The sequence below is a fragment of the Xanthomonas sacchari genome, assembly GCF_040529065.1.
Taxonomy (GTDB): Bacteria; Pseudomonadota; Gammaproteobacteria; order Xanthomonadales; family Xanthomonadaceae; genus Xanthomonas_A; species Xanthomonas_A sacchari.
The window spans coordinates 4,547,773-4,561,997 of the sequence record NZ_CP132343.1 but is presented as its reverse complement, the minus strand read 5'-3'; the positions used below and the strand labels follow the sequence as shown (position 1 = coordinate 4,561,997).

The following is a 14,225-nucleotide window of genomic DNA, read 5'->3' as shown; positions in this document are numbered from 1 at the left end:
GCCGGCCCACAGCAACAAGGGGCGCGATGGACTGGAGCAAGTACCGCACGGCCACCTTCGACGAGCTGATCCAGTCCGATGGGCAGCCACGTCCGGCCGCGCGCCGGGTCATCGAGTACCTGTCCAGCCTCAGTGGACGCGAATTGTCCGAACGCCAGCTCGCCGCCGATGTCGCCGCGCGGGTCATGGGCATCACCTTCACCGTGTACTCCGACGGCCGCAACGTCGACCGCACGCTGCCGTTCGACCTGATCCCGCGGGTGATCCCGCTGCACGAATGGCAGCGCACCGAGGCCGGGCTGAAGCAGCGCATGCGCGCGCTCAACCTGTTCATCGGCGACATCTACGGCGCCCAGCGCATCGTCAAGGACAAGGTGTTCCCGGCGATGCTGCTGGAGCACTCGGTCAACTTCCGCCCGCAGTGCGTGGGCATCACCCCGGCACTGGGGGTGTGGGCGCACGTATGCGGCTCGGACCTGGTGCGCGATGCCGACGGCACCCTGTACGCGCTGGAGGACAACCTGCGCATCCCCAGCGGCGTGTCGTACATGCTCGAGAACCGCATGGTCGCCAAGCGGGTGTTCCCGGAGCTGTTCGAGACCAGCGCGATCCTGCCGGTGGACGATTATCCGGCGCAGCTCTACGACACCCTGGCGGCGCTGTCGCCGCGCCCGGGCGACCAGCCGGTGATCGCGTTGCTGACCCCGGGCATCTTCAACAGCGCCTACTTCGAGCATGCCTACCTGGCGCAGGCGATGGGCATCGAGCTGGTCGAGGGCGACGATCTGTTCGTGGCCGACGACGACTGCACCTACATGCGCACCGTGTACGGGCCGCGCCGGGTCGACGTGATCTACCGCCGGGTCGACGACCTGTTCCTGGATCCGGAGGCGTTCCGCGCCGATTCGGTGCTGGGCGTGGCCGGGCTGATCCGCAGCTGGCGCGCCGGCAAGGTGGCGCTGGCCAACGCGCCGGGCGCCGGCGTGGCCGACGACAAGGTGGTGTTCGCCTACGTGCCGAAGATGATCCGCTACTACCTGGACGAGGAGCCGATCCTGCCCAACGTGCCCAGCTACCTGTGCCACGACGACAAGGACCGCCAGTACGTGCTCGAGCACCTGGACGAGCTGGTGGTGAAGCCGGCCAACGAGTCCGGCGGCTACGGCATGCTGATCGGCCCGCGCTCGACCACGCGCCAGCGCGAGCAGTTCCGCAAGCTGATCCTGGCCGACCCGCGCAACTACATGGCGCAGCCGACCCTGGGCCTGTCCACCGCGCCGATCGTGACCGAGGCCGGGCCGGCGCCGCGGCACCTGGACCTGCGCCCGTTCATCCTCTCCCGCGAGGACGTGTACGTGACCACCGGCGGGCTGACCCGGGTGGCGATGGAGGAGGGCTCGCTGGTGGTCAATTCCTCGCAGGGCGGCGGCGCCAAGGACACCTGGGTGGTGGACCTGGACGAGGAGCTGGACTGATGCTCTCGCGCGTTGCCGACAACCTCTACTGGTTCAGCCGCTACGTGCGCCGCGCCGAGACCACCGCGCGGCTGGTGGGAGTGGGCAGCCTGCTGCAGCTGGACCTGCCGCGCTCGGTGCGCTTCGCCTGGCGGCCGATGATCGACACGGTCGGCGCCGGCGAGATCTTCGCGCTGTGGTTCCCCAATGCCGGCGACGACGTCGGCGACGCCGACGTGGTGCGCTTCCTGCTGCTGGACGAGCGCAATCCGTCCTCGCTGCGCAGCTCGGTGCGCTACGCCCGCGAACTGCTGCGCAGCATCCGCGACACGCTGCCGCAGGAGATCTGGGAAGCGGTCAACGACCTGCACCTGCACATCGACGCCAACGGCGAGCGCAGCGTCGGCCGCCGCTACCGCATGGAGTTCCTGTCCCATGTCACCGATGCCTGCCTGAAGGTGTCCGGGCTGCTGACCGCCAACGTCAGCCGCGACATCGGCTTCCAGTTCCTGCGCCTGGGCACGGCGATCGAGCAGGCCGACATGACCACGCGCATCATCGATGCCGGCGCCTCGGGCCTGATCACCCCGCGCCAGGCCGACGACCGCGAGGCCTACCAGGCCATGCAGTGGATGAGCGTGCTGCGCGCGCAGGCCGCCTACCAGATGTACCGCCGCCACGTGCGCCAGCGCGTCACTGGCGAGCAGGCGCTGCGCTTCCTGCTGCAGAACAACGACTTCCCGCGCAGCGTGCAGTTCTGCCTGGTCCGCGCCCAGCACATCCTGCCGACCATGCCGCCGCGGCCGCCGGTGGAGCGCGCGCTGATGCGCATCAGCGGGCTGGTGCGCAATGCCGACCCGGCCTACCTGGCCGCGCACAACCCGGCCGGGTTCATGGACGAGATCCAGACCCACCTCGGCCACCTGCACAACGCCATCGCCGAGGCCTACTTCAGCTCCTGAGCCGCCGCGGGCGCCGCCGCGCCTGTGGCCGGCGGCCGCGATGCGGCCCTTGTGAGGCGTGGCATCTCGGCCGTGCCATCCCGTCGCTCCCCCTATGCGGCATCCGTCCGCAGGCGTATGGTGCGCGGCGGCCGGGCCGGACCCGGTCGGTAGACAGTTTTATGAATAGGCGATTCCGGCGCCGGAACTTGCCCCATCGACTGGCCGCAGAGCTAGAATTGGCGGCTATGTAAACGTTTTCTCAAAGGACCCCATGGCTTCGGATCGTATCGAATCGCTCATCGCCCGCATGACCGTCGAGGAGAAGGTCGGCCAGCTCGGCGTCTTCGCCGACATGGTGCGCCCGTTCGCCCCCGACGTGAATCCGGAAGCCAACGTCCGCAACGCCGACGAGGTGCTGCAGCAGGTGCGCGCCGGCCGGGTCGGCTCGCTGTTCAACGGCGTCGGCGCGGAACTGGGGCGGCGCATCCAGCAGGTGGCGCTGGAGGAGAGCCGGCTGGGGATTCCGGTGATCCTGGCCGCGGACGTGATCCACGGCATGCGCACGGTGTTCCCGATCCCGCTGGGCGAGGCCGCCAGCTTCGAGCCGGAGTTGGCCGAGCGCACCGCACGCGCCACCGCGGTCGAAGCCACCGCCGCCGGCATCCACTGGACCTACGCGCCGGCGGTGGACATCGCCCGCGACCAGCGCTGGGGCCGCGGCGCCGAGGGCGCCGGCGAGGACGTGGTGCTGGGCTGCGCCTTCGCCGCTGCACGCGTGCGCGGCTTCCACGGGCCGGATCTGCGCGCCGACGACGCGTTGCTGGCCACGCCCAAGCATTTCGCCGCCTATGGCGCGGTCGCCGCCGGCATGGAGTACGCCAGCGTCGACATCGCCCCGCAGACCCTGCGCGACGTGCACCTGCCGCCGTTCCAGGCCGCCTTCGGCGCCGGCGCGCTGAGCGTGATGACCTCCTTCAACGACATCAATGGCGTGCCGGCCAGCGCCAACCACGAACTGCTGACCGAGATCCTGCGCGGCGAGTGGAAATTCCCCGGCGTGGTGATCTCCGACTACACCGCCGACATGGAGCTGATCGCGCACGGCTATGCCGCCGACGAGCGCGACGCGACCAAGAAGGCGTTCCTGGCCGGCATGGACATGAGCATGCAGAGCGGCTTCTATGCCGCGCACCTGCCGTCGCTGGTGGAGGACGGCGAGGTGCCGATGGCGCTGCTGGATGCGTCGGTGCGCCGCGTGCTGGAACTGAAGGAGGCGATCGGCCTGCTCGACGATCCGTACCGCTCGCTGGACCCGGCGCGCGAGGCCGACCAGTCGCACATCGCCGCGCACGATGCGCTGGCGCGCGACGCGGCGCGGCGTTCGATCGTGCTGCTGAAGAACGACGGCCCGGTGCTGCCGCTGCGCAAGCAGGGCCAGAAGATCGCGCTGATCGGCCCGTTCGTGCAGGACCGCGACAACATCGAAGGCTGCTGGACCCTGTTCGGCGACAAGAGCCGCTACGTGACCCTGGAAGCCGGCGTGCGCGCCGCGCTGGACGACGCGCAGGCGTTGACCGTGGTGCCCGGTTGCGGGCTGGAAGCGTCGCTGGATGGCGGCATCGAGGCGGCGGTGGCCGCTGCGCGCGCCGCCGACGTGGTGGTGCTGGCGCTGGGCGAGCCGCAGCGCTACAGCGGCGAGGCGCAGTCGCGCACCCAGATCGTGCTGCCGCCGGCGCAGCAGGCGCTGGCCGAGGCGGTCGCCGCTACCGGCACGCCGCTGGTGGTGCTGCTGCGCAACGGCCGCGCGCTGGCGCTGCAGGGCGCGGTGCGCGATGCCGCGGCGATCGCGGTGACCTGGTACCTGGGCACGCAGACCGGCCCGGCGGTGGCCGACGTGCTGTTCGGCGACTACAACCCGTCCGCGCGCCTGCCGGTGAGCTTCCCGCTGGATGCCGGGCAGCAGCCGTACTTCTACAACCACCCGCGCACCGGCCGGCCGGAACTGCCGACGATGAGCGAGTTCAAGTCGCGCTGGCGCGAGGTGCCGAACGCGCCGCTGTATCCGTTCGGCCACGGCATCGGCTACACGCAGTTCGCCTACGGCACGCCGCAGCTCGACCGCACCCAGGTCGGCTGGGACGACACCCTGACCGTGACCACGCGCATCGACAACGTCGGCGAGCGCGAAGGCGAGGAAGTGGTGCAGCTGTACATCCACGACCGCGTCGCCAGCCGAGTGCGCCCGGTGCGCGAACTGAAGGCGTTCCGCAAGGTGCGGCTGGCGGCGGGCGAGGGCATGGAGGTCAGCTTCACCCTCGACCGCCACGCGCTGGCCTTCACCGGCCGCGACGGGCAGTGCGTGGCCGAGCCGGGCCTGTTCGATCTGTGGGTGTGCGCGTCCTCGGCCAGTGGCGAGCCGGTCGCGTTCGAGTTGTTGCCGCAGGGTTGATGACGGGCGTGGCGGCGTGGCCGCCGCGCCGACGTTGTTGAATACGCGACGTGTCTACCGGACCCGTCGCGGTGACGTGACCGCGGCCACGCCCTGGCCGCGACATGCTTGCCGTGTACGCGGGGTCTGCTAGGTTCGGGATTCGACCCCAACCGATAGGTGCACGTCATGCAACGGACTCCCCTGGGTTTGGCTTGCGCGCTGGCCATGGGCCTGGCGATCGCTGCGGCACAGGCCGCACCCGCCGACACGGCGGCCGAGCGGCGCGGCGACTGGCCGTTCTCGGCGACCCCGGTCGCCACCTTCAACGAACCGTGGGCGATGAGCTTCCTGCCCGATGGCACCGCGCTGGTCAGCGAGAAGGGTGGCACGCTCAAGCGCATCGATCCGGTCAGCGGCCACACCGGTGCGGTCACCGGCATCCCGGCGGTGGCCTACGGCGGCCAGGGCGGTCTCGGCGACGTGCTGCCGCATCCGGGCTTCGCCAAGAACGGCTGGGTCTACCTGAGCTACGCCGAACCCGGCAGCGGCGACACCCGCGGCGCGGCGGTGATGCGCGCCAAGCTGACGCTGGACAACAACGGCGGCGGCAGCCTGTCGCAACAGCAGGTGATCTGGCGGCAGCAGCCCAAGGTGTCCGGCAACGGCCACTTCGGGCATCGCCTGGCGTTCGGCCCGGACGGCAAGCTGTGGATCAGTTCCAGCGAGCGGCAGAAGTTCGATCCGGCGCAGGACATGAGCGGCAACCTGGGCAAGATCGTGCGTCTCAACGACGACGGCAGCGTGCCGGCCGACAACCCGTTCGCCAACCGCGGCGGCGTCGCTGCGCAGGTCTGGTCGCTGGGTCACCGCAACGTGCTCGGCCTGGCCTTCGACGCCAATGGCCGATTGTGGGAACACGAGATGGGCCCGGCCGGCGGCGACGAACTGAATCTGATCCAGCGCGGCGCCAATTACGGCTATCCGATCGTATCCAACGGCGACCATTACGATGGGCGCCCGATTCCCGATCACAGCACGCGCCCGGAATTCGCCGCGCCCAAGGTGAGCTGGACGCCGGTGATCTCGCCGGCCGGCTTCGTCATCTACAACGGCAGCCGCTTCCCGCAGTGGCGCGGCAATGGCTTCATCGGCGGCCTGTCCTCGCAGTCGCTGGTGCGGATCGAGTTCAATGGCGAAACCGCGCGCGAGGCGGCGCGCTACGACATGGGCAAGCGCATCCGCGAGGTCGAGCAGGGGCCGGATGGTGCGCTGTGGCTGTTGGAGGATGGCGCCGGTGGGCGCTTGTTGAAGCTGCAGCCGCTGGAGAGCTGAAGCGGGCATCCGGCAGTGGCGGTTGCGCCACTGCTGGGTGAGCGGCATGGCGCGCGCTTGGCGATGCGTCGGTTTCGTCGGGCGCGTGGTGCTATTAGGAACAACGCCGTGCTGCCCTCGTAGGAGCGGCTTCAGCCGCGACGGGTTTTACCGAGAAAGCCCATCGCGGCTGAAGCCGCTCCTACACAACCCTGGAACGTGGCGCGTCGCTTTATTCGCCGTTGCCGGCACGCTCCCAGGCGCGGCGCACCGCGTGGCGGGCCTTGCTCCAGCTCAGCGTCTGCGAGCCCTTGTTGCTGTCCCAGTCGCGGTGCAGTTCCGCTTCCACCTGCTCGTAGGCGCGGTTGAAATCGCGGATGCGGGCCTCGTGGCCGGCGTGGTAGGCGGGTTCGTAGTCTTCGAACCGCTCACCCTCGCTGTAATAGGGCTCGTCGGCGAAACGGTCGCGCCAGTACTGCGAGACGCTGTTGCGGTCCTCGTCGTTGGGCGCACGGCCCGGAATCTGATACGGAACGCTCATGATGGTTCTCCGTGGCGATGAATGCGCTTCACGCTAGCCACAGCTGCGTTAAACCTGCCCCTGCGCGGCGTGATCGCGATATGAAACATTCATGCCTTCTGGCAGGCTGCGCCGGCGCTCAGGGTGGCTTACGATCCGCCGCTACGCCCCCTCTCTTCCGGCAAACCCCATGGCCGCCAACGGCATCGCCTTGTTGACCCCGTACCTGGCCACGGCCGGTGTGGGCTGGCTGTATTACTGACGCATCCGCCGCTATTTCGGCCGCCAGCCCTGGCAGCCGCGGCGCACCGCCGTGCGGCTGGGGTTTCTGCTGCTGATCGCGGTCCTTCTGACTTGGCTGGCCGTGCAGTTGCCGACCGTGCGCCTGGGCATGGCGCTGGGCGCCGTGGGCGGTGCCGCGCTGGGCGCCTTCGCCCTGCACCACACCCGCATCGAGCTGCAGGACGGTGCGCGCTGGTATACGCCCAATCCGTGGATCGGTGCCGCGCTGAGCGTGCTGTTGCTGGGGCGCCTGGCCTGGCGCTGGGCCAGCGGGGCGTTCGCCGGCGGCAGTGCCGAGACCTTGCAGAACGCCAGTCCGCTGACCATGAGCATCGCCGCGGCGCTGATCGCCTACGGGCTGGTGTATGCCGCCGGCTTGCTGATCCGCATGCGGGCGCTGACGCCGGCCTGATCGCGGGGCCCTCGGTGGGCCTTGCAGTCTGTGCAGACCGTTGCGCGCAATCCCGCGCCCGGTCGAGATCGCAAAGCAGGCTGCGGCGTGCGTCCTGGCGCCGCGTCAGTGCGCGGCCGCCGCTGCCTCGTACGGCAAGGCCGTGGTGCCGGCCGCGCGCAGCGGCGCGTCGGCGGCGTCCAGTAGCTCCGGCTCGCCTTCGATCACCACCAGGATGCGCCCGGCCTCGATTTCCTCTTCGAAGTTGCGCCGTACCGGGTCCGGTACGGTGGAGCCGACCAGGGCCGAGGACCAACTGCCGACCAGGGCGCCGGCGATCGCCATGACCCCGGCGCCGGCCAGGGTGATGCCCAGCGGTGGCACCGCGATCGCCGCCAGCCCGGCCAGCAGTCCGGCCGCACCGCCGCCCAGGGCGCCACGCGCGGCGGCCGGCACGGTGTCGGTCTTGCCTTCCTTGCGGTCGTCGGGGATCGCTTCCAGCTCGATGTCGCCGCGCGCGACCAGCGACAGGTCGTCGTTGTCGAGACCGGCACCGCGCGCGGCCTGCAGCGCGCGGGTGGCGGTGGGCAGATCCGGAGCGCTGTAGACGCGGCGTCGTTTCATGGCGGGCGGCTCTCGCTGGTGGGCGTCCAGCGTTCGGGCGCCGCGGTTATCCGCGCGTGACCTGCGCGCAAGGCGGCGTGAAGGCGTTCAGGCCGCGTCCTTGCGTGGGAACCGATAGAACAGCGCGCCGACCAGCAGCGCCACGCCCGCCGCCGCCAGGTTCTGCCAGCTGGCGCTGAGCAGCAGCGCCAGCGCCAGCAACAGCGCCGCCAGCGGAATCAGCGGCCCACCCGGCAGGCGCAGCGCGCCGGGCCGGTCGCGATAGCGCCGTGCCAGCACCAGCACCGCCGCGGCGGTGCCGATGTAGGCGAACAGGCGGGTGACCATCGACAGCAGCGCCAGTTGCACGAACGAGCCGGACAGCGCCAATGCCAGCGACAGCACGCCTTGCAGCAGGATCGCCGCGGCCGGCGTGCGGAAGCGCGGATGCACCCGCGCCAGGAACGCCGGGCCGTAGCCGTCCTTTGCCAGCGCGAACAGGAAGCGCGGCCCCAGCATCACCGTGTTGCTGGTGGTGCCGAGGATGGAGATGGTGGCGCCGACGGTGAGGATCAGCGCCAGCGCCTCGCCGCCGAAGCCGCTGGCGGCATCGGCCAGCGGCGTCGCCGATTGCGCCACGTTGGGCAGCGTGCCCTGCGCCACCACCTGCACCGCGGCGTAGATCAGGGTGACGGTGACGATCATGGTGATCAGCGCGAACGGCACGTCGCGGCGCGGATTGCGGTACTCGCCGGCGGCGGCCGGGATGTTCTCGAAGCCGGCGTAGGCGAACAGCAGCAGCAACGCGGCCTCGCCGAGGTTGCCGACATCGCGCGGGTCCGGGGTCTTGCCCGAGAACGCCCACGACCAGTCCACGTAGAACACGCCGATCGCCACGAACAGCAACAGCGGCACCAGCTTGCCGATCACCAGCGCCACGCCGGTGCGCGCGGCCGACTTCACCCCGATCACGTTGATCGCGGTGAGCAGGCCGAGCGAGCCGACCACGATGGCCAGGCGCGCGCCGCCCCCGGCCGCGGCCGGCCAGAAGCGCACCACCGCATCGGCCAGCCCGTTGCTCAGCGCTGCCGCCGAACTGATCCGGGTCAGCCAGATCATCCAGCCGATCTCGAAGCCGGCGAAGCGGCCGAACGCCTCGCGCGCATACAGATAGCTGCCGCCCGGTTCGTCGAAGTAACTGGCGGCCTGCGCGTAGCACAGCACCAGCAGGGCCACCGCCACGCCGGCCAGCAACACCGCCCACAGGCTCAGCGGCCCGAGCAGGGCGGCAGTGGCGGCCGGCAGCAGGTAGATGCCGCTGCCGATCACATCGTTGATCGACAACCCGACGATCTGCCAGCGGCTGACCGCGCGGACCAGTCCGGGTGCGGGTGCCTGGCTCACGATGCCGGCTCCACGGCCGGCAGCGCCCACTCGGCCTGCAGGCGCCGGTAGGCACTGCGCGGCAGCAGCACGAACAGCGGCGCGGCGGACGGGCGCAGCCACGCCAGCAGCCGCTGCATGTCGGCCGGCTGCATCGCGGTGCAGCCGGCGGTGGGCGCGCCGGGCGCGCGCCACAGGTGGGCGAAGATGCAGCTGCCGGCACCGGGCGTGGCCTGCGCGTTGTGCTGGATCACGAAGCCTTCGCGGTAGCGCTGGTCGCCGGCGTGTTGCAGGTCGAGGCGCATGGGTTCGGTGGACCCGGCCACCGCGGCGCTGCCGACCTTGTCGGCATCGACGATCTGGTTGTACAGCGGCGATCCAGGCACATCGATGCAGTAGTTGCTCTGCTGCATCGCCTGGTAGGGCATGGCGCTGTCGATGCGCGGCGCGTAGCCGAAGGCGTCGCCGATGGTGAACACGCCGGCCGGGCTGCGGCCATCGCCTTCGCGTTTCTGCGGGCCATCCGTCTGCGCCGGATGCAGGCCCAGGCCCCAGGCGCTGCCGTGACTGCCGAGACTCACGTCGAAGGCCTTGCCCTGCGCGCGCCAGCCTTGTGCATCACGCTCGAACGCCTGCAACGTGCCCTGCGGGCTGTCCCAGTCCGGCGCCAGCACCAGGATCAGCTGCTGCGCGCGCTGCACGGCCGGTACGGCGGTGTCGGCGGCCATCCCGGGCGCGGCGATCAGGGCGCACAACAGGGCCAGGCCGATGCGCCAGGCGCGATGGCGGCGGGTGTGCAGTGGCGCTGCAGGGGATCGATGGAGCAGGGGCATGGGGATCTCCGGGGGCGACTTGAGCGCGAGGGCGCGCCTGGGTGCAAGGTAGCGCAGTTGCGAGGCGGATGGCGCGCGCTGGTGCGTCGATCTTGTCGACGACTTGGCCGATGCGATGGGTGGCGGGGAACTCGGTGTTGGCAGCGCGTCTTCGGCGGTCTGATTTTTCCGATTGACTGTTTCCGCACCAAGCAAGATGCTCGTTGCCGTTGCCGTTGCCGTTGCCGTTGCCGTTGCCGTTGCCGTTGCCGTTGCCGTTGCTCCGGCTTTTGACTTGCCGGGTTCCCTTCCGAAGCGGCGGCCAGCGCGGGGAAAAACCCGAAGGGCGGCGTACATGGATGTACGCCGTCCGCGGCAGGGGCAGGATGCCCCTTCCGCGGATCCCCGTGATGGACGCGGACCCGGAGCGCGTTAGCGCGGAGGGCGCGAGGCAGGGTGTGCTTTCTTTTGGTTACTTTTCTTTGCACAAGCAAAGAAAAGTAACTCGCCGCAAGGCGAAAGCTTTGCTCTTGCACTTGCTCTCGCTATCGCACTTGCTCTTGCTGTTACTACGGCGGCCGCTGGATTGTAGGAGCGGCTTACGCCGCGACATGCGTGACCGATTACGTTGGTCGCGGCTGAAGCCGCTTCTACGGTTCTTCTTGTCTGACACGAAAGCTTGAAGCAACAGCAAAGGCTTTCGCCCTCTCGGGCGAGTTACTTTTCTTTGCTCGCGCAAAGAAAAGGTAACCAAAAGAAAGCGCGCCCTGCCTACGCGCCCTCCGCGCTGCGCGCTCCGGGTCCGCGAACCAGACGGGATCCGCGGAAGGGGCATCCTGCCCCTGCCGCGGACGGCGTACATCCATGTACGCCGCCCTTCGGATTTTTCCCGCCTAGTTCGCCGCTTCGGAAGGGAACCCGGTAAGTCAAAAGCCAGAGCAACAGCAACAGCAAAAGACCTAGCACGTCTATAGTCAGACACTCACCCACCCCCGCAGTAAGTTCGTAGGATGACGTGGTCAAGCAGTCACGACCCCTGAAGGCCATGCTTTGCGGTTCTGTGGTTTGTATGATGCGTGTATTGTGTTGGCGTTCGGTGCAAAGCCTGACGCTATATGATTAACCCAGGTGCGACAGGGGCGAAAGATGGAGTGGATCAAGGGCATTGCGGACGTGCTGAAGCTCGGCCCGCGCTATCTCTTCGCGGGGATGGTGCTAGCCGGCGGGGCGCTATTCTTGCCCACCACTGTCCACAAAAAACTTGGTCTATCAGACTGGATAGTTGCCTACAGAAGCTGGGTCGGCCTGGTGTTTGCTGTGTGTGCAGTGCTCACCGCGTTATCGGCACTGCTTTGGCTATGGCGGCGTCTTAGGCTGGCATGGGAAACCAAGCAAGAACGCACTGCGATAGTTGAGCGCCTCCAGAAGCTGACAGAGCCGGAGAAGCAGATCCTCCGATACTACTTCGCGAAGAACACGCGCTCCAACTTCCTTCGGCATCAAGATGGCGTTGTAGCTGGACTGGCAGCGATTGGCGTGATCTACCTCGCTTCTCGCACCGGCACGCTGACAGAGGGCTTTGCTTACAACATTAGCGATTACGCGTGGAAAATAATTCGGGAAAACCCACACGTCCTTCTGGGTGAGACCAATTTCTACCGCTGCGATAAGCCGGATAGTCCGTGGGGGTTCTGAAAGCACCCGATTTCTTTATTTCTAGGAAAATCCGCTGCCTTAGCAATCGCTCTGGTCTAGTCATAGAAGAATTGCTAACGGCTGTCTTCCTTGTTGAGGATGCGCTCGCCAAATGCTTGACGCCACAGTGGTGGTTGCTTTCCTACCGTTTGCTCACAGTGCCCCGCGTGTCGCTGTTGTAGAAGGAAGTGTTGGAGGCTGGATCGCGAGGTGCTCGAAACGAAGTATTAGCCCTGAGTTTCTAAATTCTCAATCATGTATGCTCTTGCATCAAACGCCGTGCTTTGGAGAGCGAAGATGCTTGGTGGCGGTCAGATTGACGTGCGTGCTGTAGTGGAAATTTTGAAGGCGAGCCTCGGGCCTGGTGTCGCTGCGCTTGGCGTTGCCGTTGCGATTGCCCAGTGGCACACGAATGATGTCAAACTTCGCCTCGACTCTTACGACCGTCGCTTGCGCGTGTATAAAGCGACTGTGGCGATGCTTGATTGCATGATTTCGGAGATATATCACCGAACCGGAATAATTGCTCATGCTAATGAGAATCGGCCGGAAAGACCCTATACAGATATTCCTGCAGGTGTAAAGGACGCTTTTGAGGATTGCTTAATAGAGGCGCCATTTCTTTTCGACGACGATGTCGCTCGCTTCATGAGTAGAATTGAGGGAGAAGCATGGATGATCAAGTCGCGTGCCTCTTCGTTAGCCGGGATTTCACCTGCTGCAGCCCGCGGTACACTCCATGAGACCGAATACAGGTTGCTCCGGGACGCCGAAAAGCGTGTTAAGAAGGCAAGGGAGCGAGTGCGAGATGTATTCGGGCGATATCTGGCACTTCAGCGCTCCCAGAGGTAATGCTCTGAACTTCATGCATCGCTGCTTATACGTATGTCACTTCCGTACGATCGTAATCAAAGCTACGAGCCATTTTATCCGGGACGCCGTCGAGTAGGTTGACCTCTTCAACTAAAAGCTCGGCCAGTTTCGCCCAGCTATTGAAGGCGCCGATGTAGCTCTGGCGGAAGACTTCTACCCTCAGTTCATCCTCGACTTCCGTGAAAGCGTCGAAGGCTTTGTTCGTCGTCACTAAGGTCTCCCTGTTCCTTTAGTCGTTCGACTAGCTTGGGCAGGTCCGGCCCCTCGATGTCCCGGAAGTCGGCGGGCAGACCCTCGCTGTCCTGCACGACACACCCTTCGGCGCTGGGCACCTTGCTGGCCCCTCTGCAAGTGTGTGTAACGCGTGAGAAGAAGCAATTCCTCGGCGTCGTCCTTCCAGTCCCCACTCTGCGCGATGACGCTAGCGATCCAACAGTTGTCGCGAGACCGAATCACGCGCGACCAATCGATGCGGCACGACATGATCGACATACGCGCGCTCTGAACCAGCCGCCTGCCGGATCTCCCGCAACAACAGATCGATGGCCGCATCGGTCATGTCCGCCACCGGCTGATGGATGGTGGTCAGCTCCGGCCACACCATCGTCGACGCCGACGTGTCGTCGAATCCCACCACCGACAGATCCTCCGGCACCTTCAGACGCCGACGATGCGCCACCGACACCACCGCCGAGGCCATGTCGTCGTTGCTCGCGAAAATCGCAGTGGGGCGCGGCTGCAGCGCCAACAGCCGCTCGGCGGCCTCCAGCCCCGCACGATAGGTGAAGTCGCCGGGCTGCACGAGCGCGGCGTCGTAGCCGATGCCCGCATCCGCCAGCGCATCGCGGTAGCCCTGCCAGCGGTGCGCGCTGGCGGTCTGGTTCGGGTCGCCGGCGATGTAGCCGATGCGGGTATGACCGTGCGCGATCAGGTGCGACACCATGTCGTGGCTCGCACGGCGATCGTCGATGTGCACGCAGGACATCCTGTCGCGGAAGCGGCTCGACGCGATGGAGACCACGGGGATGCCGGCCTCGACGAACACGGCGACGATGGCCTTCGATTCGCACAAGGGCGCAGGAAGCAGCACGCCCGCCACGCTGCCGCAGAGCGTACGTGCGGCTGCGCGACGCGCGCGCGGACCCAGCCCGTCCCAGGTGGCGATCACCAGCTGCGCGGCCACGCGCGTGGAGCCGCGCAGCGCGCCGACTAGCAGTTCGCGCAGATAGCTGGAGCTGGGATTGGTGTAGATCAACGCGATGCAGGTGTGCTGCGCGGCGGCGAGCGCGCTGGCGGCCGGGTTGGGCCGGTAGTCCAGTGCACGCACGCTGCGCATCACCCGTTCGCGTGTGCTCTCGCGCACGCCGGCGTGACCGTGGGTGACGCGCGAGACGGTCATCGGCGAGACGCCGGCATGCGCGGCGACGTCGTCGATGGTGACCGCGTTCCCTCGGCGACGCGCCGTTTTGGGGGTGTTGTTCAAAGAATGCCGTCCTTTGTTGCGACGCATGATGACAAGCGATATC

General features: G+C 67.4%; 12 protein-coding genes and 1 pseudogene. 6 read left to right on the top strand and 7 right to left on the bottom strand.

Annotation, left to right across the window (positions count from 1 at the left end; translation table 11 throughout):
* The first annotated feature begins 26 nt into the window (after positions 1-26).
* The 4 genes from RAB71_RS19300 to RAB71_RS19285 all read left to right on the top strand — a co-directional run bounded on the left by RAB71_RS19300 (position 27) and on the right by RAB71_RS19285 (position 6,161).
* Entirely contained in the window at positions 27-1,475 is a 1,449-nt protein-coding gene (locus RAB71_RS19300; RefSeq protein ID WP_010341631.1) for a circularly permuted type 2 ATP-grasp protein, read from the top strand.
* Positions 1,475-2,416, top strand: a complete 942-nt coding sequence (locus RAB71_RS19295; protein WP_010341632.1) for an alpha-E domain-containing protein — start codon at positions 1,475-1,477, stop codon at positions 2,414-2,416. Before RAB71_RS19300 ends, RAB71_RS19295 begins: the two co-directional genes overlap by 1 nt.
* A 253-nt stretch (positions 2,417-2,669) precedes the next feature.
* Complete coding sequence (locus RAB71_RS19290) at positions 2,670-4,847, top strand: glycoside hydrolase family 3 N-terminal domain-containing protein (protein ID WP_010341633.1); 2,178 nt, start codon at positions 2,670-2,672, stop codon at positions 4,845-4,847.
* 168 nt (positions 4,848-5,015) lie between these two features.
* Complete coding sequence (locus tag RAB71_RS19285) at positions 5,016-6,161, top strand: PQQ-dependent sugar dehydrogenase (protein WP_041499740.1); 1,146 nt, start codon at positions 5,016-5,018, stop codon at positions 6,159-6,161.
* A gap of 211 nt (positions 6,162-6,372) precedes the next feature.
* Here the strand turns inward: RAB71_RS19285 and RAB71_RS19280 are convergent, their stop codons facing one another.
* Positions 6,373-6,681: a hypothetical protein gene (locus RAB71_RS19280; protein ID WP_010341635.1), complete on the bottom strand. Its 309-nt coding sequence runs from the start codon at positions 6,679-6,681 to the stop codon at positions 6,373-6,375.
* Between the two features lie 169 nt (positions 6,682-6,850).
* On the opposite strand from RAB71_RS19280, the pseudogene RAB71_RS19275 reads away from it, so the two are divergent.
* Positions 6,851-7,354 (top strand): annotated as a pseudogene (locus RAB71_RS19275) (hypothetical protein).
* A gap of 105 nt (positions 7,355-7,459) precedes the next feature.
* Here RAB71_RS19275 and RAB71_RS19270 read toward each other — a convergent pair.
* The 3 genes from RAB71_RS19270 to RAB71_RS19260 form a co-directional block, all read right to left on the bottom strand.
* Positions 7,460-7,957: a hypothetical protein gene (locus RAB71_RS19270; protein WP_010341637.1), complete on the bottom strand. Its 498-nt coding sequence runs from the start codon at positions 7,955-7,957 to the stop codon at positions 7,460-7,462.
* 87 nt (positions 7,958-8,044) lie between these two features.
* A complete protein-coding gene (locus tag RAB71_RS19265) occupies positions 8,045-9,343 on the bottom strand; it encodes an APC family permease (RefSeq protein WP_029561906.1) in 1,299 nt (432 codons plus the stop codon).
* Entirely contained in the window at positions 9,337-10,152 is an 816-nt protein-coding gene (locus RAB71_RS19260; RefSeq protein WP_010341639.1) for a L,D-transpeptidase, read from the bottom strand. The genes RAB71_RS19265 and RAB71_RS19260 overlap by 7 nt, the downstream gene beginning before the upstream one ends.
* A 1,125-nt stretch (positions 10,153-11,277) precedes the next feature.
* Between RAB71_RS19260 and RAB71_RS19255 the strand changes: the two genes are divergently transcribed.
* Positions 11,278-11,826 carry a super-infection exclusion protein B gene (locus RAB71_RS19255; protein ID WP_010340187.1) on the top strand — a complete coding sequence of 183 codons (549 nt, stop codon included), beginning with the start codon at positions 11,278-11,280 and terminating at the stop codon, positions 11,824-11,826.
* A gap of 270 nt (positions 11,827-12,096) precedes the next feature.
* Here RAB71_RS19255 and RAB71_RS19250 read toward each other — a convergent pair whose 3' ends face one another.
* From RAB71_RS19250 to RAB71_RS19240, 3 genes are all read right to left on the bottom strand, one after another.
* Positions 12,097-12,357, bottom strand: a complete 261-nt coding sequence (locus RAB71_RS19250; RefSeq protein ID WP_138985693.1) for a hypothetical protein — start codon at positions 12,355-12,357, stop codon at positions 12,097-12,099.
* 346 nt (positions 12,358-12,703) lie between these two features.
* Positions 12,704-12,910 (bottom strand): antirestriction protein, encoded by a 207-nt coding sequence (locus RAB71_RS19245; protein WP_010340186.1) that lies wholly within the window; start codon positions 12,908-12,910, stop codon positions 12,704-12,706.
* A gap of 210 nt (positions 12,911-13,120) precedes the next feature.
* Positions 13,121-14,098 (bottom strand): LacI family DNA-binding transcriptional regulator, encoded by a 978-nt coding sequence (locus RAB71_RS19240; RefSeq protein WP_010340185.1) that lies wholly within the window; start codon positions 14,096-14,098, stop codon positions 13,121-13,123.
* Positions 14,099-14,225 lie beyond the last annotated feature (127 nt).